The organism is Massilia sp. CFBP 13721 (assembly GCF_014842025.1).
GTDB lineage: Bacteria > Pseudomonadota > Gammaproteobacteria > Burkholderiales > Burkholderiaceae_D > Telluria.
Window position 1 is genome coordinate 1 of the sequence record NZ_JACYUY010000024.1, and the last position, 24,774, is coordinate 24,774.

Here is a 24,774-nt window from a genome sequence, read left to right on the forward strand (position 1 = left end):
CCAGCGTCTATGAACGCACAATGGCAGAGAAAGAACTTATCGTCGTGTCCGAAATTACTTGACCACTACAGTTATTCTCCTGATGCATTCGAATTCCTCGCGCTGGATTTGGCCCGTCGAGCTTGCCCCAGATGATGGCTAGACTGAAGCATCTTTTTATAAGAGCAAGGTGCCGGTTGGATGTTGCTGCGCACTTCTGCACACGTAACCGGTCATGGAACTGCTGAATTGCGTGGCTTGTGATTTCAGCGAGTTTGAGATCACCGAATTCGGGAAGGATGTTGCGCATCCGTCCTTCGTCGTCCTTGGCGCTGCGCTTGGTGGCGTACGCGTGAGGCAAATAGTCCTCGATCACAAATGTTCGGAGCGTCAGTTGTGATACGGCTGCGATCTCGGCCGCTTCTTGCGGATCGGTTCCGTTCGCGATTTGGCTGCGGCATTCCAGCGCACGCTGCCTAGCGTCGGCCACGTCCATCTGCGGATAGTCGCCCAGCTTCATGCTGCGTTTGGAGCCGCCAAACGAATAACGCAACAGGAAGTACTTCCGGCCGCGTCGGTTGACGATGATGCGAAGTCCCGCGACCTCGGTATCCGAGTACTCGCTTTCCTTGGTCTTGGCGTCTTCGGGATGTGGGGGCAGGGCATCGATAAGCTTTTTGTTAAAGCGGAATTGTCTGTTCATGCATTGAAAGTCCTTGTGGGGGGGTGATGCGCTGATCGGGAGCGCGGAAAGCGTTACGGGAAGTTCGAATCCGTGTCTCAGGCCGTGGCAGAGGAGTTCACGGTCCAATGAGCGAGGTCTGGCGATGCACATCAGTTGGTCAGGAACCCTAGCGCCGAGATCGCTGAGCCGTCCGGTCCATTTCCGGTCGTCGTGGCAGTTGGCAAGGACTTTTTGCACAGAGCAAACGGCGTGTCCTCCACACCCGGCACATCGGGAACATCTATTGATGGGAACGGTGAGGGAGCTGCACGCTCAGTACACCCGGCACACTTGTTGATGGGAAGGCGGCGAGGCGGCCAGCACATCCAGCAATCCCATTTGAGGCGAGGGAAGGCGAGCGGCGTGCGCACCCTGCACAGTCAGCACACCTGTTGAAGGACGGTGCGGTGTTGGGACTGGCTAGGTCGACTGAACCAGCGACGCAAAATTTCGCTGCAAGAGACCAGGGCTTCTCGAAGGAGCCCCAGAGGTCGGTGTCAGATCCGGCTGAGGTCAGCTGGCCGAAGATATTTACCGCGTCAGCGTGCTTTGTGGTTAGTGCGGGTTTGTGAAGACCGAAGGGTTTACGAATGTCGCGTTTTCTCTACTTCGGGATTCGACCCATTGCGGACGTGAATTAGCGCCCTCAAGCTGATCGCGTCTGGAGCCACTTTGCAGCGCTCATTCAAATTTTTCTGGACGCTTGTATTGCTGGCAAGCGTATGAGAGGCGCCGACCCCGTCCAGCTAGGTAAAATGGTCGTCTTAACCTATTTAGACCAAATTCTGTGCAACCAATCGAACTTTGGAAGATGCCTGCGCCCCAATTTAACAATTGGCGCGCAGATAACGACATCCCGGCGCTCTTCGAATGCTTTGAGTCCGTGCTACCACTATTTAAAGAGTGGATGGCATCGACGGGCTTAGCCGAGGCTCAGCTTCATCGCTTTGTCCCTTTAAGTGATCTTTTCAAAGGCGATGTAGTCAAGAGCTACTTCCGCAATCCTGAGCCCGAGTCTTTCGGAAACGTCTACCAATGTGTAGAAGACGCTCAGACGCTAGCGCACAGGCTACGCCAGGTCGGCAGAGACATTGTGATCGAAGGACACCTCGAACCATACTTTCATTGGCTTCGCCAGCGCTCCGACACGCAAGGCTATTTCTGCATCGATAAAGTTAACTCCCAATACACGAATACCTTTGTCTATGGAGGCTGGGCAGGCGGCAATGTTTTAATCTCGCGAGCGCTCCTGTTCAGAGGGTATCCTGTGCTGAAGCTCGGAGGGATCGAGCTACCGTCATACACCTCTTTTGACGCACGCAACTTGGATTTCTGTGATCTCGATGGCCTGCAGATTACAGGAGAATGGATCGGCTCAAGAATGAAGCCGATCAACTTCTCATCTTGCCGACAACTGCTGGTGAAAGACGCGGATGCAAACTTCTTTGACCTCTACAAGTGTGTCGTCGAGGACCTTGTCGCTAAAGACTCGAAGTTGTATGGTTGGAACTTTATCCAGTGCTTTGCAGGCACCATGCGTTTTGAGAACTGTACGCTCTCAACGATCACATTCGATAGCACGCATGTCGCGGCGGTCTTTGAACGGTGTCAGGCCCATCAGATTGACTACAGGCCGGATTCGACGGATCGTCGATACACCGCCGACGCTGGCGCCTACCGCGCTATTCGCGCATTGTTCCAGAGTCTAGGAAAGACAGCCGAAGCGGGGCGTTTCTTTTACTTGGAGCAGTGCGCTCAACGCAAGGCGCTTTCGGAACCGTACCTGCAGTTCCATAGCGAATTCCCTGGCCTCCGCATTCCCATGGAGCTCTATCCATCAAATGCCCCGAGGCTCGGCGGCAAGCCCGTGCGAGAACCTCTTATAACGCGCTTGAGAAGGCGTATAGCGTTCCACTTCGAGGCTTGGCTAAGTCCGCGTTATGCCCGCACTACCTTGAGGTTCAAGTTGAAATGGGCCGTGTCGATGATTGACTGGCTCATTTGGGGATACGGCGAGAGGCCTGCTAGAATTTTCAGTGCAGGACTAATGATTGTTCTGGTCTACGCAGCCGTCTTTTTCTCTATCAGGGACCAGATCAGTTTTGGTGAAGGCGGGGCAAATAGTTCTATGAATTGCCTGTACTTCTCAATGGTGACCTTCAGTACGCTGGGTTACGGCGACATACTACCGAAGACATCTCTTGCACGGCTACTCTGCGGCTCTGAAGCCCTACTTGGAGCGTTTACCATGGGATTGGTCGTCGCAGGGTTCTCCAATCGCAATCGCTACTAGGCCTTCTATTCGTTCTTAGATATGCTGCTTGGGACGAAGAAGGCGAATTTGTACGAGGGATAGAGTTGCCACTAGTACACAAAGGCAGTCGAAAGGTCGTTACCGAACGGCGGTTTCGACCGAACTCGGAAGTTCGCCATGACTCAGTGTATGAGAGCGGTTGCCTGCAGGCAAGTTGTAGTTTTCTAGTCGTACGAGCGTGGCGGAATCAGGCCGGGAAGTCTGGTCGTGACGGACCATAACAGGCGTACAAAGTGACTGAAGCAAAAGCGCGTCTTAGAGGTCGCAGGCGGCGAAAGACGAGGGAAAGCTTGGATGGATTACCGGGCCCATTCGGCGCAATTGGTCAGCTCGTCAAACAGGGGTGTTTTTCGCGCGCTATGCCCGATTTAGACCCTGCTAGTTAGAAAATTTTCGACGTCCGCTTGCTCGACGGCGCTCTGCACACCCTGCACACGCATTTGTACGGTGATTCGCCCATCATCGAACTTGGTAGGCCTATGCGGCAACTGCTACCGGACGCGCTGTGTAAGCGATCATTTCGGATGGGGCGACGTTCTTCGCTAGTCTAACCATTTCGGGCAGGGGAAGGACTTTCGTGCCTGTCCATTCCTTAGCCGGCAGCAGCGCTCGGACTGGAGCTTCTGGACCGTTATAGATGACTGATGCCGTGTTTGCCTCGAAGTCTATCGCGAAGAAGAGAAGGTATTCGGCGCATCCCCTGCCCGGTGTAAATGCTGGGCCGGACGTCGGGTTCCCGGTTGCCTTTACTTGGACAGTCTTTCCTAAACGAGTCAAGGCATCGACGCCTCCTATGCGCTTCGACGGAGGCTTCAGGTCGAAGTGGTCGAGTGCCAAGGCTTCGGCGATATCGCCCACCAAGCGGCCATCGAGCGTGAACTTCAGGCCGGTGTCGGCGTAGTGCTTTGCCAGGGCCTGTTGTGCGGCCCAGAGGTCCTTAATAACTTCGGGCAGCGTTAGGGTAATGGCCGTGTCGGACATAATCTTCCTGTTAGTCGAATGGTTGGCTACCACGCAATATATTAGAGTAGTTGCGTTTGTGGCAAGAAGAGTTGCTACCCATAGCGTGGCTGGGTGTGTCAGGATCAGTAGCTAACAGTGTTGAGTGAAACCCTGACCAGATGCCCAAGTGCGTTTTAGCGGTTCTAGATGGGGAAAGACGAGGGAAAGCTCAAACGGATCATAGGGGACCCTTCAGAGCAATTGATCAGCTTGTCAAAGTGGGTCATTTTCCCTGTGCTAAGCCCGATTTAGACCTGCCTAGTCAGAGAAAATCCCGAAGTCCGTTGGTCTCAGAACTAGACGTCTTTCCAAGATGACCAGAGAGGGGTCCAGAAACACAAGGTGTCCACGAACCGAAATTCGCGGGCACCTTGGGAATGCTTGGCAGGCCGGGGGGCGAAAATTAAACTAGGAAAATTTTGATTTATTTTAATTTCTCTAGCTAGATGGGATAGAGCCGAATTAAAAAACTGGGTCTATCCCTTTTTTGACTGCCGCTTGAACTAGTCGATCGTAATACGCGCACACTTCTCTACCCTTATGGGCAATCTCGCCTGCATCCTCATGGATGCGATTGGTGTCGTATTCGGGCGGGACTTCATAGTCACCTATTGAACTTCTTGAACCGTAACTCTTACGTGCCAAAGTCCGAGATAACATTTCTGCTGAAGCTCTCAGTGCTCGACTCATCTCTTCCATCTCGGCATCTTCAAATTTTGCATATGGAGAAGACCAAACGAACGGTAGCGCATGAATTTCGTTGACAACGTTTGCTCTGATAATTCCTAAAAACGATGCTTGCCTAAGGTCTGAAATCAACTGTTCGCTAATTTTTAGCTTTAGATAGTTGTATGCTTTCTGATCTACTGCGCTGGCATGTGATTCGCGAGTATTCAATTTTAGCTTATACAGCCTCAATGCTTTTCTGTCGATCTTGTTTTCATGTGCTAACGTATGATGCATTTCACATAGCAGAATTAGGTTTTCGGGGGCATTGTTTTCGCGATTGTGATCGATGTGGTGTATTTCAAGGCCAACAACTATAGGGCAGCGCGAAATGGAACAGCAATGGCCGGCTTCAACCCTTATCTTGCGATCGATATCAGCAGGGATGTATGGGCGTGGCCCATCGTATTTTTTATTTGCCACATCACACCCTTCTCTTGCAGTAGTGAAGCACTAGTAATCAAATTGACCGGAGACTAAACGTATTTGGGAAATGCAGTTGAATGGTATTCAAATTCCAAACCTATGACCAGGACAGGCAAAGGCTGGATCAAAACTCCGATTTAGAGGTCGTCGTTTGGCGTCGTTTTAACTCGATCATAATAAGGATCGAATTCCTTGATGATATTTGGACTGTAAAACTTCTTTTTCAACCCAGATGGATTCCCTGGGTCGAGCAACCGTTCTCGGCAAAACTTAAGATCAGATTCTAGGGATTTTCGGATTTGATGATACTGGGCATTCGCCTTGAAGTTCGAATAACGCAATGATAAGCGCTTTGATAAGTTGTCGTAGCTCCAAGGATGTGTGTCTCGGATGTCTTTTTCTTCGACACGCATTGCAATCGCATCTGGATCTGCTGACATATTAAATTTCGCACCTTCGGAAGTTTTCGTTCGCTTCATCGAAACTTCTATTGTAAGCGCGACATCGAATGAACGATCTGTCGATACACCGGGGGCTTTCTTCTGTTCAGCAAGAAAAGTCATCAGTTGACGTTCTTCTTGGCTAACTCCGAGGCCATCAGCAATTTTGCTGTTGGAAAGGAAGGCCAAAGGCATAAGAAACATACCTTGTGAACTGATATCTACGCCGAACCATTGCCTCACTGATAGTACGTAGTTTTTTACGGCTGCAGTTCCAATTTCATGAATGGATCGAGCAAAGGTAAAGTCTTTGTTGACAAAGTGGACTGCATTATCTCGAATCTCGACAATTGCTTCTATGTTCGCCTTTAGTGCAGGGCTTAACGGTTCACCATATTTGTTGGCTAGTACGTCAATAGCTTTAAATAAGCCGATTGTAGAAAAATTACCTGCGCGATTCTTTTTTCGATAGAGTTTTTCGGAAGCGGTGCCATCTATTTTTGTTCGATACTCGTAGACTAACAACGTAGATAACTTATTGGAAGCGAGTTGAAGCAATCGCGCTTTAAGTAATAATTCCCAAGCATTTGTTGTGAGAATTGCGAACGATTCTTCTCTATAATCAAATACCGGTTTGTTATATATCTCTATTGCCGCGAGCATTGCGCCTATAGACTTGTCAAGAAAGAGCCTTGAACGTGGTCGCATGTTTTGAATATATTAATTTATATAGCAAAAAGATTGTGGTGCGATCCCACTGGCTAGTACTGAAGATAACTCTCGAGGAGTGCGATATCTGCGCACCTTCTTTACCTTTATTGCGTGAGCAATCTCTTTTCCTTGGAAATACTCGTTGAAGAAACGCTTGGAAATTCCAGAGAGAGTAGCGGTTTCGCTCCAGATGTTACGGGGAGTGTCGCTTAATATTTCAGCGATATCAAACTCTCCAACTATTTTTCCAAGTGGCAGGGTCGCGTAAATAACAACGGTTTTTAGTCCTGGTGCTTTCGGTAGCACTTTTCTGAATTCGTAATGCTTCTGGCCTTGCAAGATCTTTTCCGCGAATTCTGGTTTAATAGACAATAAGACTTTCATTAACTTGACCTCTGGAAGCTATATTGTGAAATTGTTGTGGAGTTAAGCGCAGTATTCCAAAGTACGCGTTTTCGTTAAGGCCACATTCGTCAATCATCGTTCCACGAGTAACACGACGGGGAAGGGCTATGTTGTAGGTAAAGCGGAATACGTATGGATAGCGGCGGCTAACCCAAAAGTTTATCAGTTCTGCTTGGTCGAAAACGCTGTATGGCCGGCAATAGGAGACAAACTCCTCTTGAGACGCGAACGAATTAATGTTGCGGTACTCTTCCACGACGCAAACTGAGGTCGCGACAGAGCGATAACGTGCCGGGCCTTGGTTATCGGTAGTACGGTAAATCAGCAGCACATCCCCAGGGCGGAGCTCTTGTACTCCTTGCATTGCTGCTAAGTACACTTTATGGATGCTGTTGGTGTGCGAAATGTCTTGCACGATACTGGCATCTTCATTGCGCAAAATTGAATCGGGTAAGAGGCGGCTATGCCACTGTGGCATCAGCGAAAGTAAGTAAATGTTATGCCCTGCTACTTGAACCAAAGGATAGCTTTGCAGCGTAGTGGGCCTTAACTCGCGCATGCGCTTTACTAATACCTGCTCAACTCCGTTTGCTGTTGTTTTTGTGGATACAGCAATGAATCCGTAACGGGTTAACAAGGCGATGAGCCCAGCGTGTGCCGCAAAAACCGTCACGTAGACCTCGGAAACGCCTTCCGAAATCGCGTGGTCGAAGATCTTCTTTACAAATCGTTCCCCAAGCTTGGTTCCGTGGGCGTTGATCTTTAGGGTGCCAACCTTAACTCTGCGGGCTGGTGGAAGAGGGGGAACCGTATCGTCAACCGCGCCATCTTCAATTTTTAGATAGAGGAAACCATCGATTGCACCGTCGTCGTCCTGAAAAACATAGGCAGCATCATCCGATGCAGCCTTCTTGGCAAACCAATGAGAAAATTCAGCGTAGTCTGCTTTAAGTGAATCGAAAAACGGATCTGCAAGGTTGATGTTGCCGAAAACTTGACGAGTAAGATTCATATTATCCCTTGATTCGCTGCAATGTTTGCTGCTGACGTTGGGGGATGTTATTGCACTTTTAGTCATAAGGAAAGACTTTGAGTCGATGCACACCAAAATATTTCCTTTGCAAGCTCATCGGTCAACACCGTGCGATAGACTGTGTTTTTGTACAGTATATCGAGGTACTTAAGATATGCCTAGTGGCCTGGGAGCATGGTGTACTGTCGAGTCCAGAAGAGGGGCCGAAGCTTCCGAAGCGACCAGAGAGAGACCAGAACGCAAAAAGCCCCCGCACCGAAATGCGGGGGCTTCCTGGTAATTCATGGTAGGCCGTGCGGGATTCGAACCTGCGACCAACGGATTAAAAGTCCGCTGCTCTACCAGCTGAGCTAACGACCCGAAGAAGCAAGATTATAGGGCGCTGCGGTCCCGCTGTCAAATGTGCGGCGGCCGAATGTTGCCGCCGGGCTTTACTTCAGGACGGCGAGGCGGTCCTTGGCCGATTGGGCGGCTTGCGAATCCGGGAACTTCGAGACCAGGGTCTGCAAGGTCTTCTTCGCTTTCACTTTATCCTTCAGCTCGGCGTAGCTGGTGGCGATGTTGAGCATCGCGTCCGGCGCCTTGGCGCTGCTGGCGTAGGTGCTGGTGACGACTTCCTGGGCGGCGATCGCGTTCTTGTAGTCGCGCTGGGCGTAATAAGCGTTGCCGAGCCAGTATTGGGCGTTGGCGGCATAGGCCGAGTCCGGGTAGCGCTTGACGAAGTCCTGCAGGGCGACCGCGGCGGTCTTGTAGTCGCGCGCGGTGAAGTTCGCCATGGCGGCGTCGTAGGCCTGTTTTTCGGACGGCAGCACTTGCGCGGTCTCGCCGTCGATGGTTTCGGCGCGCGGCTCGAGCTTCTTGATGCGGGCGTCGAGATCGGAGTACAGGGTGCGCTGGCTGTTCTGGGCCTTGCTGACTTCGTTGGCCAGCACTTCGATCTGGCCGCGCAGCTTGGCGATCTCGGCCATGGTCTGCTCGTGCTGGTTCAGCATGTCGAGCGTGGCGGTCTTGTCCGCCTTGGCGTCGAGGCGGGTGGTCAGGTCGCGCGCGATATTGTCCACTTTCGAACGCAGGTCGAGGATGGCGCGGCGCGCTTCGTCGTCGTCCAGCAGGCCGGCCGAGGCTTGCAGCGGCAGCACGAGGGCCAGCAGCAGGGCGGCGAGGCGGGACGGGGTCGGTTTCATCATGTCGAACTCTTTCTGGGCCGGTAGGGCATTGAAAAACGGGGCGGTAGCAGTCTGCACTGCTACCGCCCCGCTGTCAATTCACTGAAGCTTAAGCCTAAGCTTCGGTTCAAGGATTACTGATAGACGATGTCGGCGCGACGGTTTTCAGCCCAGGCGGCTTCGCCCGAACCGGTTGCCTTCGGCTTTTCTTCGCCCAGCGACACGGCTTCCATCTGGCTCTCGGCCACGCCCAGGGTCGACATCGAGCGACGGACGGCTTCGGCGCGCTTCTGGCCCAGGGCCAGGTTGTATTCGCTGCCGCCGCGATCATCGGTGTTACCCTGGATCAGGACCTTGCGGGCCTTGTTCTGGTTCAGGTAGTTCGAGTGGTTCGACACGACCGGCTTGCCGTCTTCACGGACGACGTAGCTGTCGAAGTCGAAGTACACGCTGCGGTTGGCCAGCACGCCTTTCGGATCGTTCAGCGGATCGACGGTGGCGGTTTCGACTGGACGGATGTCGCGGGTGTCGGCGGCGGCGGCCGGGGCTTCCGGGGTGCGCTCGACAACGGTCGGCTCGGCGACCTTGACTGGCGATTTGCAGGCTGCGAGCAGGGCTGCGGTAGCGATGATGAAGGACACACTCTTAACGTTGCGCATTGGTTTCTCTCCTGGTTCTGGTTGGGGTTTACTTAGGGACTAAGTTCTTTACTTCATGAAGGGGCCCCAGCTGGGCTCCCGAATATTTCCTGCGTTGGTGGTCAGGCGCTGCTTGACCCGGCCATCGGTCGACACGACGGCCAGCGAGGCACGCCCGCCGCCCTTGTTCGCATACATGATGTATTTGCCGTTCGGCGAAAAACTCGGTTCGGTGGCCCCATCGGCCAGGCGCAGTTCCTGGCCGCTGGCGAGGTCCTTCGCGTAAAGAGAGTAGCCGCCGCCCTGCTGGGAAATCCAGGCCAGGGTTTTGCCGTCCGGGGAGACACGCGGACTGATGTTGTAGTTGCCGTTGAAGGTGACGCGGGTGGCGTTGCCGCCCGAGACGCTCATCTTGTAGATCTGCGGGCCGCCGCTGCGGTCGCTCGTGAAATAAATGCTCTGGCCGTCGGCCGAGAACTGCGGTTCGGTGTCGATGCCGTTGCTGTTGGACAGGCGGCGCAGGCCGGAGCCGTCGGCGTTGACGATGTAGACCTGGTAGCTGCCCGACTTCGACAGGGCGATCGCCAGCTTGCTGCCGTCCGGCGACCAGCTCGGCGCCGAATTGCTGCCTTTTTCGTTGGCGATCACGCGGCGCTTGCCGGTGACCAGGTCCTGCATGTAGATGACCGGTTTGCGGTCTTCGAACGATACGTAGGCCACGCGGCCGCCGTCGGGCGACCACGATGGCGAGATGATCGGCTCCTTGCCATGCACCGCGACGATCTCGTTTTCGCCGTCGGCGTCGGCCACCGCCAGCGCGTAGTTGCGGCCGGCGCGGTTTTCCTTCACGTAGGCGATGCGGGTCGAGAAGATGCCGCGCACGCCGGTCAGCTTTTCATAGACGTCGTCGGCGATGCGGTGCGCCTGCAGGCGCGTGTATTTCGGCTGCACTTCGCCGCCCAGCTGCGACAGCTGGCTGCCCTTGACGGTGTCGTAGAGTTTATAGCGCACGGCCAGGCGGCCGTCCGGCTGGCGCTGCACGCTGCCGACCACCAGCGCGTCGGCGCCGCGGCCTTTCCAGGCGGACGGATCGATGCTGGCGCTGTCGCTGATGACCTGGCCGGCATCGATGACCTTGAACACGCCGCTGCGCTCGAGGTCGGCACGGATGACGGCCGAGATCTGGCTCGGGGCCATCGACTCGTCGGCAAAGGCGGCCACGGCCACCGGGATCTGGTTGCTGCCGACGCCGGCGATTTCAATTTGCAGCTGGGCATTGGCCGCCGACCCGATCAGGAGGGTGGCGCTGAAGAATAGGTAATGAAGTTTTTTCATGCGTTCTTTTCTCGGCAAAGATTGTTCAGCTCAATGTTCATTCTTGGTCAGTCCAGGTCTTTCATGGAGAAATTGACCACGAGGTTGCGCTCCACCGTACCATCTTTCTTCTTGGGGAGCGGTGACGATTTGTTAATGCCGCGTTCCACCGCTTCGTCGAAGGCCGGCACGCCGCTGCTCTTGCTCAGGCGTACCGACAGGATATCGCCGGTCGGCAGCAGCTCGACCTTGAACACGGCTTTCGGATTGCCCGGCACATCGGTGCTGCCGGCGAAGGTCGTATTGCTCTTGATGAGCGCCGTGATTCGCGCGACATAACCGGCGTCGATCTTCGGCGCGCTCGACTTCTGCGCACTGCCGCTGGTGCCGGCGGCGCCGGTGATGCGATTGAGTTCGGCTTCGCGCAGCTTGTCGAGCTTGGCCTGTTCGGCGGCGTCGGCTTTCGCCTTGGCGGCTTTTTCGGCGGCCAGTTTCTTCTTGTCGGCGGCGGCTTTTTCGGCGGCGAGCTTTTTCTCGGCTTCTTCTTTCTTGGCGAGTTCCTTCTTCTCAAGTTCCTTCTTCTCGCGTTCCTTTTGTTCGGCGAGTTTTTTGTCGGCGAGCTTTTGATCGGCGGCTTTTTTGTCGGCCAGTTCCTTGGCCTTCAGCTCTTCGCGTTCCTTTTTCTCGGCGAGTTCGCGCTCACGCTCTTTCTTTTCCAGCAATTCGCGTTCGCGCTCTTTCTTTTGCGCAGCCAGCTTCTTCTCGCGTTCGAGATTGATGTCGGGCGGGGCCGGTTTTACCGGTTCCGGCTCGGCCACTTTCGGCGTCGGCGGCGGTGGCGTCGGGGCAGGAGTCGGCTCAGGCTGCGGCTCGGGTTCGCGCACTTCGGGCGGTGCCGGCGGCGGCAGCGCCGGTGCAGCGGCCGACTCGACCTTCATGTCCCACACTTCGGCTTCGACCGCGGGCGGGGTCGGGTTCTGCCAGCTGATGCCGATCCACAGGAACGCCAGCAGCAGGGCGTGCACCGCCAGCGCCAGCGCGATGGCAGGCAGGCGGTTCGGTTCCGGCGGCAGGGTGTATTGGGCGCCGTGGGTGGCTGGCTTCATTGGTGACATTACTTGTTGATCATTTACTGGGTCGCGAGACCGACGCGGCTGATCCCCAGCTTCTTCGATTCGGAAATCAATTCGATGACGTCGGCGTACTTGCTCTCGCGGTCGCCGGCGATCATGACCGGGTAGTCCGGGTTGGTATCGTGCAGTTCGCGCAGGCGCGCCAGCAGGGCGCGGCGGTCCGGCATCGTCTCGGCGGCCACGGTTTCCTTGCCGCTGACGCCGATCGCCAGCGTGGCGTCCGGCTTCACGGTGATGTGGATATAGGTGTCCGGCGGCAGCGACGATTTTTCCGCGCTCGGCAGGTTGACCACGTTCGGCGTCACATTGGCCGGCACCGCCATGAAGATGATGAGCAGCACCAGCATCACGTCGATGTAGGGCACGACGTTGATCTCGGACTTCAGTTTGCTGCGGCGGCCGCCGCGCATGCTGCTGGAAAAGGCCATGATGGAATCCTCCGGATCAGCGCGACTGGCGCTGCAGGATGTTCGAGAATTCCTCGACGAAGCTCTCGAAGCGGGTCGCGAGGCGGTCGATGTCGTGGGTGAAGCGGTTGTAGGCGACGACGGCCGGGATCGCGGCGAACAGGCCGATCGCGGTGGCGATCAGCGCTTCGGCGATGCCGGGGGCAACGACGGCCAGCGTCGCCTGCTGCACGCTGGCCAGGCCGCGGAAGGCGTTCATGATGCCCCAGACGGTGCCGAGCAGACCGATGTACGGGGACACTGAACCGACCGAAGCCAGGAAGTTCAGGTGCAGGTCGAGGCCGTCGAGTTCGCGCTGGAAGGCGGCGCGCATGGCGCGGCGCGAGCCGTCGAGCACGGCGCCCATGTCGAGCGCGTCGCGCGAGGCTTGCTTGCCCTTGATGAATTCACCCATGCCGGCTTCGAAAATGCGCGCCAGCGGACCGCTCTGGTCGCGCTGGGCCGAGGCCGACTGGTGCAGCGTATGCAGGTTGCCACCGGCCCAGAAGCTGCGTTCGAACTGCTCGGTCTGGCGGCGCGCGGCGCGGATGGCGAACAGTTTGCGGAAGATGTACGACCAGCTGACCACGGACAGCACGAGCAGCAACAGCATGATGAGCTGCACGATCAGGTGCGCGTTGCTGATCAGAGCCAGGAAGGAGAGGTCGTGGGTTGGTGTCATCGGGATTGAAATATTGTTGAATGGATCAGGCGGCACGCATTTTATCAGCGACGTCGGCGGGGAGCGAGCGTGGGCGTACGGTGGCGATGTCGACGCAGCCGACTTTGACGCCCGCTTCGACGAGCAGCAGGTCGCCTTTATAGGCTTTCTGGGCGAACTGGACCGAGGCGCGCCCGAGCTTTTCGATGGTGAGCGTCAGCGTGAGCACGTCATCGAGGCGGGCAGGGGCGTGGTAATCGATGGTCGCGTTCTTGACGACAAATGCGGCGCCTTCACGCTCGATCAGACTTTGCTGGTCAACGCCGGCGGCACGCAGCCATTCGGTGCGCGCGCGTTCGAAAAACTTCAGGTAGTTCGCGTAGAACACGATACCGCCCGCGTCCGTATCTTCGTAATAGACCCGTACTGTCCAGGTAAAAGGCGAAGGCATCTGATCTGCCATAAATGATAATGGGGAAACATTTTACGCTATCGCGTATATGTACGCTAGCAGACACACCAGCTGGGGCAGCGCAACTGGGGCGGACTCGGTTGAAATGCTGTCAACGCGCGTAGTAGACGAGAGCGGACGCTGTCAGGACAACAACTGTAACACTTTCTCACAATTATCGAAGGCGGGGCGCACGGCGATGTATGCTCGGGAAATTAACGCTGATGCCGGTGCTTGACCCGTGAGGTGGGCGGGTCTTCCCGCCCACGCGTTCAACCAGTGTCGGCATGAAGGAAAACCGATTTCGCATACGTGCGTTGAACGCGTGGGCGGAAGATCCGCCCACCTTACGGGTATGGTTGCAAACGCCGCGTGCTTACACGCGCTTGATGTTGAACGGCGCGAATCCCTGGCAGGTCGGCATCATCTCGATGCTGTTGACGTTGATGTGCGCCGGCAGCGTCGCGATCCAGTACGCGGTCTCGGCGATGTCCTTCGCCGTCAGTGGCGTGGTGCCTTCGTACACCTTTGCCGCCGCCTCGTCGTTGCCTTTAAAACGCACGTTCGAGAACTCGGTGCCGCCGCACAGGCCCGGCGCCAGGTTGGTGGCGCGCACGCCGGTGCCGACCAGGTCGGCGCGCAGGTTCAGGGTAAATTGCTCGACGAAGGCCTTGGTTGCGCCATAGACGTTGCCGCCAGGGTAGGGGTAGTGGCCCGCGACCGAACCGAGGTTGATCACCAGGCCGCTGCCGCGCCCGACCATCGCCGGGAGGAGAGCGCGCGTCATCGTTACCAGGCCCTTGCAGTTGGTGGCGATCATGGTTTCCCAGTCGTCCAGCGGCGCTTCGTGCGCCGGCGCGGTGCCGAGTGCGAGGCCGGCGTTGTTGATCAGCACGTCGATCTGGCGCCAGGATTGCGGCAGCATCGCCAGCGCTTCCTCGATCGAGGCCTTGTCGGTCACGTCCATCTCGACCGGCAGTGCGGACTCGCCCAACTCGGCGGCCAGCGCGTCGAGGCGGTCCATGCGGCGCGCCGCCATCACGACCTGGTGGCCGTTGCGAACGAAAGTGCGCGCCATTTCGGCGCCGAATCCGGCGGAAGCGCCGGTGATGAAAACGATCATGGTGGAAGTCCTCGGGTGGAAGTAGCGTCAAGATTGTAGCCGAAATGACCATCTTGCCTCCGGCTTGCGGCCGTTGCCGGTCTGGCAGGGGCTTTCCTTGCCCTGAGCCGGCAGTTCACATACAATCTCCAGTCCATTTATGTCTCACGTAACTGGCGAAAAACTATAACGCCCACGGCGTTACAGGAAAGGTGGATACCCACCGGGGAACGTGAGACTTCATCCGCCGTTCGCCTGGGCAGCCGACAATGGTTCGCATGCATTGCATCGCGGGCCGGCTGCATTCCGGGCCGCCTGCCGATCCAACACTGCCGTTGTCCGGTTTTCCTTTATCGATTGGAGTTTTGTTCATGTTTGCAAAAGATCACACGCTGGCCAAGGTCGACCCGGAACTGTGGGCCGCCATTCAGAAGGAAAACACCCGTCAGCAAGATCACATCGAGCTGATCGCGTCCGAGAACTACACCTCGCCGGCCGTGATGGAAGCGCAAGGTTCCCAGCTTACGAATAAATATGCCGAAGGCTACCCGGGCAAGCGCTACTACGGCGGCTGCGAATACGTCGACGTCGCCGAGCAGCTGGCGATCGACCGCGTCAAGGAACTGTTCGGCGCGGAAGCGGCCAACGTGCAGGCCAACTCGGGTTCGCAAGCCAACCAGGGCGTGTTCTTCGCCATGCTCAAACCAGGCGACACCATCATGGGCATGTCGCTGGCCGAAGGCGGCCACCTGACCCACGGCATGGCGCTGAACATGTCGGGTAAATGGTTCAACGTCATTTCCTACGGCCTGACCGAGCAGGAAGACATCGACTACGAACAAATGGAACGTCTGGCGCGCGAGCACAAGCCGAAGATGATCATCGCCGGTGCTTCGGCATTCGCGTTGCGCATCGACTTCGAGCGCTTCGCCAGGGTCGCCAAGGAAGTCGGCGCCTATTTCATGGTCGACATGGCCCACTACGCCGGCCTGATCGCGGCCGGCGAATACCCGAACCCGGTGCCCTACGCCGACTTCGTCACCTCGACCACCCATAAATCGCTGCGCGGTCCGCGCGGCGGCATCATCCTGATGAAGGCCGAGTTCGAAAAGCAGATCAATTCGGCGATCTTCCCGGGCATCCAGGGCGGTCCGCTGATGCACGTCATCGCCGGCAAGGCCGTCGCCTTCAAGGAAGCGCTGTCGCCTGAATTCAAGGCTTACCAGCAGCAAGTCGTCAAGAACGCCAAGGCCCTGGCCGACGCGCTGATCGCACGCGGCTTGCGCATCGTATCTGGCCGTACCGAAGCCCACGTGATGCTGGTCGACCTGCGCGCCAAGGGCCTTACCGGCAAGGAAGCGGAAGCCATCCTCGGCCAGGCGCACATGACCTGCAACAAGAACGGCATCCCGAACGACCCGCAAAAGCCGTTCGTGACTTCGGGCATCCGCCTCGGCAGCCCGGCGTTCACGACGCGCGGCTTCAAGGAAGAAGACGCCACCAAGGTGGGCCACCTGATCGCCGACGTGCTCGACAACCCGCACGACGCCGCGACCATCGAGCGCGTCAAGGCGGAAGTCAAGGTGCTGACCGACAAATACCCAGTGTACGCTGCGTAATCGTCATTTCACTGCAAACGTAGTAGAGTTCAGGAACGGCGTGCTCGGTCACCAGCCGCGCCGTTCCTTTTTGCATCACCAGCACCATCGGCGCCCCATGAAATGTCCGTTCTGCCAGCATGAAGACACCCAGGTCCTCGATACGCGCGTATCCGAGGAGGGCGACGCCATTCGCCGCCGGCGCCGCTGCGTGCAATGCGACAAGCGCTTCACCACCTACGAACGCATCGAACTGTCGATGCCGATCATCGTCAAGAAAAACGGCAGCCGCACAGAATTTGCCAGCAGCAAACTGCGCGGCAGCCTGATGCTGGCCCTGCGCAAGCGCCCGGTCTCGGCCGAAGCCATCGACGCCGCCGTCGCCTCGATCCAGGAAAAGCTGCTCACCAGCGGCCGTCGCGAAGTCGATACCGGCTATGTCGGCGAACTGGTGATGCAGGAGCTCAAGCGCCTGGACGAAATCGCCTATATCCGCTTTGCCTCCGTCTATAAAGACTTCAAGGATCTTGCAGAGTTCCAGCAGGCCCTGGTCGAAGTGGGCCATTCACGTAAATAGATCAAACGGCTTCGCACTGCCTGCGCACGCTTGAGCCAGCGCACGGGCACACCATAACGCACTGATAACTTCTCGGTTCCGCGCGAATCCCCGCGCCTGGACTGTGGAGGTCTTCCTTGTTGCGTTGTCGCTGGAGCGGTTTCACGCTCATCGAAGTGCTCGTGGCCATGTTCGTGCTCGCGCTCGGCGTCGTGGGCGCCGCCAGCACGCAGGTGGCCAGCGCGCGCCTGCGCCAGCAGGCCGCACTCGAATCCGAAGCCGTGCAACTGGCCGCCTCGCTCGGCGCGCGCATGCGCGTCAACGCCGCCCAGATGGCGCTGGCCGATGCCGCCAATCCCTACCTTCAGTTCGACTACGATGCCGCCGCCGGCGCGCCTGCCGCGCCGCCGCTGCACTGCTTCGGCAACGCCGATTGCGACCCGGCGCAATTGGCCGCCTACGACCTGTTCGAAGCGGCGCGCAGCGTGCACGCCGCCTTTCCCGGCGGGCGCATCACAGTCTGCCGCGACAGCGGCGGCTGGAATGCGGCGGCGCAGGCTTTCGAGTGGGCCTGCAGCGGCGGCGCCGGGGCGCCGGTCATGGTCAAGCTGGGCTGGCGCCTGCCGGCGGGAGCGGGCACGCCGCTGGTCGCCATGGTGGTGGCGGGATGAGTGCGCACCGTTCCTGCAGGCGGCAAGGCGGCATGACCCTGGCCGAACTGCTGGTCGCGCTGGCGCTCGGCCTGGGCGTGCTGCTGGCCGGCGGCGTGCTGATGATCGGCGCCAACAAATCCTATGTCGCCCATGAAGACGCGGCCGGCATCGACGATGGCGGACGCTATGCGTTGGCGCTGATCGGGCGCGCGGTCAGGCAGGGTGCGTTTGTCGACTGGGAACGCCTGGCCGGCGCGGCGCCCGCCAACGACTTGCCGGCGCCGCTCGCAGGCCTGGACAACCGCTCGCTGGTCAAGACCAGCAACGGCATCGACGACCCGGTCGCCAACGCCATCAACGGCAGCGACGTGCTGGCGGTGCGCTACCCCGGCGCAGGCACCGCGCCCGACGGCGACGGCAGCGTGACCGATTGCGCCGGCTTCCCCGTGCACGAGGCGGAGGAGGGCTGGAGCATTTTCTATGTCGCCCGCAATGGCGATGGCCTGGCCGAGCTGCGCTGCAAATACCGCGGCGCCAGCAACTGGAGCGCGGATGCGGTGGTGGCGGGCGTCGACGGCTTCCAGGTGCTGTATGGCCTCGACACCGATACGCCGCCGGACGGCATGCCTAACCGCTACGTCAATGCAGGCGCACTGGCCGCGCTCGACGCCGCCTTGCCGCTGGCAGGCGGGGGCCAGGCGGCGCTGAACGAAAAGACCTGGTGGAAGCGCGTCGCCAGCGTGCAGGTGGCGTTGCTGCTGCACGGTGAACGGCCCTCGGCCGCGGCGGTGCAGCCTGGCGTGTATGCCTTGTTCGGACCAGCATATGGCGAGGCGCAGGCAGGATCGGATCCCGGTGTGGTGTTGACGGCAGAGGACTTGCGTGGCGCAGGGCCGGCGCCATCGCGCCGCCTGTTCACGGCAGTGTTCGCGGTCGGCGCGGCGCAGCCCTGAGCCGGCCATGCGCGTTATTCACTCCGAGCGCGGCGCGGCGCTCGTCACCATGCTGGTCCTGATGCTGGCGCTGCTGATGATGTCGCTGTCGGCGGCGCGCGCCGCGCTGGCCGGCGCCAAATCGGCGCGCTACGAGCGCGACCGCCAGGTGGCCCATGCGGCGGCCGAGGCGGCGCTGATCGACGCCGAGCGCGACATCGACGGCGCCGCCGGCCCGACCTCGCCGCGCACCGCGATTTTTACCACGCTCGATGCCAGCGCGTTCGACGAGCGCTGCGGCGGCCAGGCCGAAAAGAAAGGCCTGTGCAAGCAGGCCGCGGGCACGGCGGCGCCGGTGTGGCAGGCAGCCGACCTGGCGGGCGCGGCCGGCGTCGAATATGGCCGCTTCAGCGGACGCACGCTGCCAACTGGGGTCGGCACGCTGCCGGCGGCCGCGCCGCGCTACCTGGTCGAATTGCTGGCCGGGGCCCAGCCGCTGTTTCGCATCACCGCGCTCGGCGTCGGCGCCGACCCGAATACCGTCGTCGTCCTGCAGAGCCATTACCGGCGCGCCGCCGGCGGCCAGCCCGGCAAGCGCCTGGGCTGGCGCGAGATCGCCAACTGGCCCGAGCTGCATCGCGCCGCATCCTGACGCACCCTTCAAGGAGACAACCATGGTCCGCAGAAGCGGTTTTACCCTGATCGAAGTCCTTGTGGTGCTGCTGATCCTGTCGGTGCTGGCCAGCCTCGCGTATCCCGGCTATGCCGGCTACTTGGCCAAGACCCGCCGGATGGAAGGCAAGGTCGCGCTGATCACCGCCATGCAGCAGCAGGAACAGCACCGCGCGCTGCACCACACCTATGTCGCGTTTTCGCGGGCAGCGCCGGTGGACGGGCTGCCCTGGTGGTCCGGGAACGCGGCCGCCACCAGCGCCTATGAACTCGAGGCCGAAGCCTGTCCGGACAGCGATCTGCGCGACTGCGTGCAACTGCGCGCCCATCCGGGCACGGCGAACGTCGACGCCCGCTTCGCCGACCCCGAATGCGGCGCGCTCAGCTTGCGCAGCACGGGCGAGCAGGGCGCCAGCGGCGCATCGAAGCGCTGCTGGCCATGAAGGCGCAGCGTGCATTTTCGCTGACCGAACTGTTGATCGTGACGGCGGTGGCCGCCGTGCTGCTGGCCGTCGCCGCGCCCGACCTCGGCGCGCTGCTGCGCGCCCAGCAGCTGCGCACGGCCACGGACGACCTGTTCAGTGCGATCGGCATGGCGCGGGCGCAGGCGATCGCGCGCAACGAGCGCGTCATCCTGACCCCGCGCGATGCGGCCGGCGTCGACTGGGCGCAGGGCTGGATCGTGTTTGTCGACCGCGACGGCGACGGTGCGCCGAGTCCGGCCGACGCCATCCTCTCCGTGCACGAGGCCTTGCCGGGCGGCTTCGAGACCGCCTTTGCCTTCACCAGTCCTGCAGCGCCGTATTACATCGCCTACAATGGCGCCGGGCGCAGCTGCAGCGCCGCCAACAGCGGTGCGGCGCGCTGGGGCACGCTGTCGCTGTTTCATGGCGGCGCGATCCGCCGTATTAAAATCAACATGCTGGGCCGTGCGCGCGCCTGCAATCCCGCGCGCGACGACAACTGCGAATAAAGAAGACTGTGCAGATCACCACCGATACCGAAGGCATGGCGCTGGCCCTGGAATGGGCCGCCAAGGGCATGTATATCACCGCGCCCAACCCGCGCGTGGGCTGCGTGATCGTGCGCGACGGCGTGGTGATCGGCGCCGGCCATACCCAGCCGGCCGGCCAGGCCCATGCCGAGATCCAGGCCCTGCGCGACGCCGCCGCACGCGGCAACGACGTGCGCGGCGCGACCGCCTACGTCACGCTCGAACCGTGCAGCCACTACGGCCGCACTCCGCCATGCTCGAATGCGCTGATCGAAGCGGGCCTCGGGCGCGTGGTGGCGGCGATGGGCGACCCGAATCCGCTGGTGGCCGGGCGCGGCATGGCCCAGCTGGAAGCGGCCGGCATCGACGTCGCCTCGGGCTTGCTGGCCGACGCGGCATATGAACTGAACATCGGCTTTTTCTCGCGCATGCGCAGGCAGCGTCCCTGGGTGCGCCTGAAAACGGCGGCCAGCCTGGACGGCATGACGGCGCTCGAGAATGGCGAGAGCCAGTGGATCACCGGACCGGAGGCACGCCAGGACGGCCATGCCTGGCGCGCACGCGCCTGCGTGATCCTGACCGGCATCGGCACCGTCAAGGCGGACGATCCGCAGCTGACGGTGCGCGGCGTGGACATGGGCACTGCGACGCCGCGCCAGCCGCGCCGCGTGATCGTCGACAGCCGCCTCGAGATCGACCTCGACGCGCGCATCCTGCAGGGCGAACCCTGCTGGATCGTGGCCGCCGTGCCGCATTCCGAAAAAGAAGCGCCCCTGCGCGCGGCCGGGCACGACGTCATCCTGCTGCCGAACGCCGGCGGCAAGGTCGATTTGCCGTCCCTGATGCTGGAACTGGGCCGGCGCGAAATCAACGAAGTGCATGTGGAAGCCGGCTCGAAACTGAACGCCTCGCTGGTGCGCGAAGGCTGCGTCGACGAACTGCTGGTCTACCTGGCGCCCAGCCTGATCGGCGCCGGGCAGGGCATGTTCGCGCTGCCGCCCTTGGGCCGCCTGGCCGACAAGGTCGCCCTGCGCTTCCATGCCGTGACGCCGGTCGGGGCCGACCTGCGCATCCTGGCAAGACTGGATACGAACTAACCTGAACTGAAGGAATCGCTGCATGTTTACTGGAATCGTCGCCGCCGTCGGCAACATTAACGTGGTCTCGCCGCTGGCGGGTGGAGAAGAGGCCGGCGTGCGCCTGCAGATCGACGCCGGCGGCTTGCCGCTGGCCGACGTCGCTTTGGGCGACTCGATCGCCATCAACGGCGCCTGCATGACCGTCGTCGACAAGACCGACTCGGGCTTCGCCGTCGACGTCTCGCGCGAAAGCCTGAGCAAGACCGCCGGCCTCGACGCGCCCGGCGAAGTCAACCTGGAAAAGGCGCTGACCCTGGCCGAGCGCCTGGGCGGCCACCTGGTGTCGGGCCACGTCGACGGCCTGGGGCAGGTGCACAGCTTCGAGCCGGTGGGCGAATCGCGCGAACTGGTCATCGACGCGCCGTGGGAACTGGCGAAGTTTCTCGCCTATAAAGGGTCGGTCGTGGTCAACGGCGTGTCCCTGACCGTGAACCGGGTCGACGACCTGGCCGTCGACGGCGCCAAGGTATGCCGCTTCTCGATCAACCTGATCCCGCACACGATCGAGGTCACCACGCTCAAGCACTTGCGCGCGGGGTCGAAGGTGAACCTGGAGATCGACCTGATTGCGCGCTACGTCGAGCGCATGCTGTCGGCTTCGAAGGTCTGATTGTCGGGCTCCGGCCGGGTCGCTTCCGGGCGGGCCTGCACCGGCGGTACGTCGCGCCGCAGCCCGAAGCGGGTCATGGTGTGCGCCGTCGATGGCCGGTGCAGGGCGATCAGCCGCGCGGCGATGTCGCCGATTGAATCGGAGGACATGCTGGTGCGCTTCAGGTAGCCCTGCACTGTCGCCGTTTGTGCATTGTCGGCGCTGGCGTTCAGCCTTTCCATGAACTGGTCGGCCTTCATCACGCGTGCGCTGTCGAAGCGGCGCGGTCGCTCGATGCGCGCGTGCGGCGCCAGCAGCACCAGCGTGTCGACCGGCGCATCGTCCAGGCCGAAGGGCTCGAGCACGTCGCGCAGCACCGAGACCTGACGCGCCAGGGCGTCCAGCGGCGAGGCCATCGGCTCGAGCGTTTTCGTCGTTTCGTTCCAGCGCAGGAAGTCGCCGTCCTCCGTGATTTTCAGGCCATGCGCGAAATGCCCCGTATCGAGCAGGTAGAACCGGCGCGAGCGGTGGATCAGCAGGTGGTCGATCCGCGCCGCTGCGCCATCGTTCGCCAGCAGGCGCAGGTCGTGCACCACGGCCGTGCGCGTCGAATCCTTCAGGTACCTGTCGATCAGGGCCGTCGCCTCGCGCTCGGCGTGCATCCCGACACGCATCATGCGCAGCTCGCGCTCGATCAGCGGGCGCTTGTCGGGACCGGCCAGCGCCAGCATGCGCTGCAAAATCGCGACGATGGGCATCTTGTTGTCGCTATCCTTGTAGATCATCGTCAACTCCGGCTGAGGTCTAAGTTGCACTCTAGCTCTGCGTCAACAATCCGCCACCGAATTTGTTAAGTGCAAGCAAGATTATTCCGCATGCATGGAAGTTGTTGCGCTCGCGACGCACAAAAAACCACGTAGACTGCCTGGCTATCGAACATAAGCTTGCCCCGATGGATTTTTTTACGACGGCGGCAACATGACCAGGAGATGAGATGAGGGTAGCGAATGTGATGTCACGGGCCGCGCTGGCGGCCTGTTTGCTGGGCGCCGCGCTTGTACATAGTGTCGTGCATGGCAGCGAAATGCGCGAATACCGCCAGGTGGCGATGAGTGGGGGCGGCGAAGCGGTCGTCGCTGTCGAGTGGAGCGATCCCGGCATTCCCGGCCAGCGTCCGCATGGACGCATCGTTGTGCGCGATGCCGCCAGCGGCCGCATCACCGCCGAATACGACCCCTGCGCCGCCTGCAGCTACGATTTCCCGACCTGGTCGCCGGACCGCAAGGCGGTCGCCTTTATCGGCGCCGACCGCGCCGCGGGCAGCGCTACGCTGTGGGTGGCGCGCGGCGGCGAGGTGAGTGCGGCGGCCACCGTCAAGGGCGTGGCAAACACGGCGCGCTGGTCGCCGGATGGCGCCAGCATCGCGCTGCTGGCGACGGTCGACGCCAGGAAGCAGACCGGCGCCGTGGAGGCGGGCGCGCGCCTGGTCGGCGAGATCGGCGTCAGCGAGGACGCGCAGCGGATTGCGCTGGTGCCGAGCAGGGGCGGCGCGTTGCGCCTGGTGTCGCCGCCAGACGTGTACGTGTATGAGTACGACTGGACGCCCGACGGCCGCGGCTTCGTCGCCACCAGCGCCCGGGGCAACGGCGACAACAACTGGTGGGTCGCCACGCTCGGGCATATCGACGTGAACAGCGGCGCGCTGCGCATCGTCGCCGCGCCCAAGATGCAAATCAGCCTGCCGCACGTGTCGCCCGACGGGCGCAGCGTCGCCTTTGTCGGCGGTTTGATGAGCGACTTCGGCTCGGTCGGCGGCGACGTCTTCACGGTGCCGCTGGCCGGGGGCGAACCGGTCGACGTGACGCCGGGCTACGACGGCTCGTTCAACGGCCTGGCGTGGAAGGGCAGCGGCTTGCTGGCCTCGAGCCTGCAGGGCAGCGAGATGGCGGTGGTGGCGATCGATCCGCAGGCGCGCAGCACGCGCACGCTGTGGAGCGGCGCCGTCACCGCGAACGGCTCGGGCGACGGGCGCATCGTGTTCAGCGCCGACGGCAGTTCGGCCGTGTCGGTGCACGAGACTTACGAACAGGCGCCGCGCATCGTGGCCGGACGCCTGCCGACACTCGTGCCGATCACGCGCGAGAATGCCGGTTTTGCGCCGCAGGTGGCCAGCCGCAGCCTCACCTGGACCAACGAGGGCTTGCGCAGCCAGGGCTGGCTGATCGGACCGAGAGAGCCGCGCGCCGGCGTCAAGCACCCGCTGGTGGTGATCGTACACGGCGGGCCGGCGTCGGCGGCGACGCCGCGCTATGTCGCACCCGGCGACTTCGGCAACCCGCTGGTGCGCGAACTGGTCGAGCGCGGCTTCTACGTGTTCCAGCCGAACCCGCGCGGCAGCTACGGCCAGGGCCTGGCGTTCACGCAGGCGAACCGGCGCGACTTCGGCGGCGGCGACTGGCGCGACATCCTGGCCGGGGTCGACGCCGTCGTCGCCCAGGCGCCGGTCGACGGCGAACGCCTGGGCCTGATGGGCCACTCCTACGGCGGCTTCATGACGATGTGGGGCGTCACCCACAGCAAGCGCTTCAAGGCGGCGGTGGCCGGCGCCGGCATCGCCAACTGGATCAGCTACTACGGCCAGAACGGCATCGACCAGTGGATGGTGCCCTTCTTCGGCGCCGCCATGTACGACGATCCCGCCATCTACCGCGCCGCATCGCCGATCGAGTCGATCAAGAACGCCACCACGCCGACCCTGCTGTACGTGGGCGAGCGCGACGTCGAGACGCCGGCGGTGCAGTCGATGGAATTCTGGCACGGCCTGCGCGCGATCGGCACGCCGACCACGCTGGTGATCTACGACGGGGAAGGGCATGCGATTCGCAAGCCCGAGCATCAGCTGGACCAGCGCCGGCGTACGGTGGCGTGGTTCGAAAAATATTTGAAATAAAATCCGCCGGCGTCCGTCCG

Annotated in this window: 26 protein-coding genes, 1 tRNA gene and 1 riboswitch; of the genes, 11 read left to right on the forward strand and 16 right to left on the reverse strand. The window is 60.6% G+C overall.

Annotation, left to right across the window (positions count from 1 at the left end; all coding sequences use genetic code 11):
* Positions 1-7: 7 nt before the first annotated feature.
* A complete protein-coding gene (locus tag IFT60_RS19995) occupies positions 8-682 on the reverse strand; it encodes a tyrosine-type recombinase/integrase (protein ID WP_192054889.1) in 675 nt (224 codons plus the stop codon).
* Between the two features lie 808 nt (positions 683-1,490).
* On the opposite strand from IFT60_RS19995, the gene IFT60_RS27105 reads away from it, so the two are divergent.
* A complete protein-coding gene (locus IFT60_RS27105; protein WP_192054892.1) occupies positions 1,491-2,996 on the forward strand; it encodes a potassium channel family protein in 1,506 nt (501 codons plus the stop codon).
* Between the two features lie 498 nt (positions 2,997-3,494).
* Here the strand turns inward: IFT60_RS27105 and IFT60_RS20005 are convergent, their stop codons facing one another.
* The 14 genes from IFT60_RS20005 to IFT60_RS20070 form a co-directional block, all read right to left on the reverse strand.
* Positions 3,495-3,998 (reverse strand): DUF6998 domain-containing protein, encoded by a 504-nt coding sequence (locus tag IFT60_RS20005; protein WP_192054894.1) that lies wholly within the window; start codon positions 3,996-3,998, stop codon positions 3,495-3,497.
* A 483-nt stretch (positions 3,999-4,481) separates the two neighbouring features.
* A complete protein-coding gene (locus IFT60_RS20010) occupies positions 4,482-5,168 on the reverse strand; it encodes an HNH endonuclease signature motif containing protein (RefSeq protein ID WP_192054896.1) in 687 nt (228 codons plus the stop codon).
* Positions 5,169-5,308: 140 nt separating this feature from the next.
* Positions 5,309-6,319: a DUF3644 domain-containing protein gene (locus IFT60_RS20015; RefSeq protein WP_192054898.1), complete on the reverse strand. Its 1,011-nt coding sequence runs from the start codon at positions 6,317-6,319 to the stop codon at positions 5,309-5,311.
* 12 nt (positions 6,320-6,331) lie between these two features.
* Positions 6,332-6,706 (reverse strand): ASCH domain-containing protein, encoded by a 375-nt coding sequence (locus tag IFT60_RS20020; protein WP_192054900.1) that lies wholly within the window; start codon positions 6,704-6,706, stop codon positions 6,332-6,334.
* Positions 6,684-7,739: a GNAT family N-acetyltransferase gene (locus IFT60_RS20025; protein ID WP_192054903.1), complete on the reverse strand. Its 1,056-nt coding sequence runs from the start codon at positions 7,737-7,739 to the stop codon at positions 6,684-6,686. The genes IFT60_RS20020 and IFT60_RS20025 overlap by 23 nt, the downstream gene beginning before the upstream one ends.
* Positions 7,740-8,044: 305 nt before the next feature.
* Positions 8,045-8,120, reverse strand: a tRNA-Lys gene (locus IFT60_RS20030).
* A 71-nt stretch (positions 8,121-8,191) separates the two neighbouring features.
* Positions 8,192-8,947, reverse strand: a complete 756-nt coding sequence (gene ybgF, locus IFT60_RS20035; RefSeq protein ID WP_192054905.1) for a tol-pal system protein YbgF — start codon at positions 8,945-8,947, stop codon at positions 8,192-8,194.
* 113 nt (positions 8,948-9,060) lie between these two features.
* Positions 9,061-9,585: a peptidoglycan-associated lipoprotein Pal gene (pal, locus tag IFT60_RS20040; RefSeq protein WP_192054907.1), complete on the reverse strand. Its 525-nt coding sequence runs from the start codon at positions 9,583-9,585 to the stop codon at positions 9,061-9,063.
* A gap of 48 nt (positions 9,586-9,633) precedes the next feature.
* Positions 9,634-10,899 carry a Tol-Pal system beta propeller repeat protein TolB gene (tolB, locus tag IFT60_RS20045; RefSeq protein WP_192054909.1) on the reverse strand — a complete coding sequence of 422 codons (1,266 nt, stop codon included), beginning with the start codon at positions 10,897-10,899 and terminating at the stop codon, positions 9,634-9,636.
* 47 nt (positions 10,900-10,946) lie between these two features.
* Positions 10,947-11,984 (reverse strand): cell envelope integrity protein TolA, encoded by a 1,038-nt coding sequence (gene tolA, locus IFT60_RS20050; protein WP_192054911.1) that lies wholly within the window; start codon positions 11,982-11,984, stop codon positions 10,947-10,949.
* A 23-nt stretch (positions 11,985-12,007) separates the two neighbouring features.
* Positions 12,008-12,439 carry a biopolymer transporter ExbD gene (locus IFT60_RS20055; RefSeq protein ID WP_229511028.1) on the reverse strand — a complete coding sequence of 144 codons (432 nt, stop codon included), beginning with the start codon at positions 12,437-12,439 and terminating at the stop codon, positions 12,008-12,010.
* Positions 12,440-12,455: 16 nt separating this feature from the next.
* On the reverse strand, positions 12,456-13,139 hold the full coding sequence (tolQ, locus tag IFT60_RS20060; protein WP_192054914.1) for a protein TolQ: 684 nt from the start codon (positions 13,137-13,139) through the stop codon (positions 12,456-12,458).
* A 25-nt stretch (positions 13,140-13,164) separates the two neighbouring features.
* Positions 13,165-13,569, reverse strand: a complete 405-nt coding sequence (ybgC, locus tag IFT60_RS20065; protein ID WP_192054916.1) for a tol-pal system-associated acyl-CoA thioesterase — start codon at positions 13,567-13,569, stop codon at positions 13,165-13,167.
* Between the two features lie 376 nt (positions 13,570-13,945).
* Positions 13,946-14,692 carry an SDR family oxidoreductase gene (locus IFT60_RS20070; protein WP_192054918.1) on the reverse strand — a complete coding sequence of 249 codons (747 nt, stop codon included), beginning with the start codon at positions 14,690-14,692 and terminating at the stop codon, positions 13,946-13,948.
* A gap of 138 nt (positions 14,693-14,830) precedes the next feature.
* A riboswitch (ZMP/ZTP riboswitch) is annotated at positions 14,831-14,939 on the forward strand.
* A 103-nt stretch (positions 14,940-15,042) separates the two neighbouring features.
* On the opposite strand from IFT60_RS20070, the gene glyA reads away from it, so the two are divergent.
* The 9 genes from glyA to IFT60_RS20115 all read left to right on the forward strand — a co-directional run bounded on the left by glyA (position 15,043) and on the right by IFT60_RS20115 (position 21,825).
* Positions 15,043-16,290 (forward strand): serine hydroxymethyltransferase, encoded by a 1,248-nt coding sequence (gene glyA, locus IFT60_RS20075; RefSeq protein WP_192054920.1) that lies wholly within the window; start codon positions 15,043-15,045, stop codon positions 16,288-16,290.
* Between the two features lie 97 nt (positions 16,291-16,387).
* Positions 16,388-16,846, forward strand: a complete 459-nt coding sequence (gene nrdR / locus IFT60_RS20080) for a transcriptional regulator NrdR (protein ID WP_192054923.1) — start codon at positions 16,388-16,390, stop codon at positions 16,844-16,846.
* A gap of 116 nt (positions 16,847-16,962) precedes the next feature.
* Positions 16,963-17,496 (forward strand): type IV pilus modification protein PilV, encoded by a 534-nt coding sequence (gene pilV, locus IFT60_RS20085; protein WP_229511030.1) that lies wholly within the window; start codon positions 16,963-16,965, stop codon positions 17,494-17,496.
* Positions 17,497-17,528: 32 nt separating this feature from the next.
* A complete protein-coding gene (locus tag IFT60_RS20090; protein WP_192054925.1) occupies positions 17,529-18,431 on the forward strand; it encodes a PilW family protein in 903 nt (300 codons plus the stop codon).
* A gap of 7 nt (positions 18,432-18,438) precedes the next feature.
* Entirely contained in the window at positions 18,439-19,062 is a 624-nt protein-coding gene (locus IFT60_RS20095; RefSeq protein WP_192054927.1) for a pilus assembly protein, read from the forward strand.
* Between the two features lie 22 nt (positions 19,063-19,084).
* A complete protein-coding gene (locus IFT60_RS20100; RefSeq protein ID WP_192054930.1) occupies positions 19,085-19,525 on the forward strand; it encodes a type IV pilin protein in 441 nt (146 codons plus the stop codon).
* A complete protein-coding gene (locus IFT60_RS20105) occupies positions 19,453-20,055 on the forward strand; it encodes a GspH/FimT family pseudopilin (RefSeq protein ID WP_229511032.1) in 603 nt (200 codons plus the stop codon). The genes IFT60_RS20100 and IFT60_RS20105 overlap by 73 nt, the downstream gene beginning before the upstream one ends.
* A gap of 8 nt (positions 20,056-20,063) precedes the next feature.
* Positions 20,064-21,173: a bifunctional diaminohydroxyphosphoribosylaminopyrimidine deaminase/5-amino-6-(5-phosphoribosylamino)uracil reductase RibD gene (gene ribD / locus IFT60_RS20110; RefSeq protein ID WP_374001211.1), complete on the forward strand. Its 1,110-nt coding sequence runs from the start codon at positions 20,064-20,066 to the stop codon at positions 21,171-21,173.
* Between the two features lie 22 nt (positions 21,174-21,195).
* The gene (locus IFT60_RS20115) at positions 21,196-21,825 is read left to right on the forward strand and encodes a riboflavin synthase (protein WP_192054932.1); all 630 of its coding nucleotides are present in this window, start codon (positions 21,196-21,198) and stop codon (positions 21,823-21,825) included.
* Here the strand turns inward: IFT60_RS20115 and IFT60_RS20120 are convergent.
* Positions 21,789-22,589 (reverse strand): nuclease-related domain-containing protein, encoded by an 801-nt coding sequence (locus IFT60_RS20120; protein ID WP_192054934.1) that lies wholly within the window; start codon positions 22,587-22,589, stop codon positions 21,789-21,791. The genes IFT60_RS20115 and IFT60_RS20120 overlap by 37 nt on opposite strands.
* Positions 22,590-22,798: 209 nt before the next feature.
* Between IFT60_RS20120 and IFT60_RS20125 the strand changes: the two genes are divergently transcribed.
* Positions 22,799-24,754: a S9 family peptidase gene (locus IFT60_RS20125; RefSeq protein ID WP_192054936.1), complete on the forward strand. Its 1,956-nt coding sequence runs from the start codon at positions 22,799-22,801 to the stop codon at positions 24,752-24,754.
* Positions 24,755-24,774: the final 20 nt, after the last annotated feature.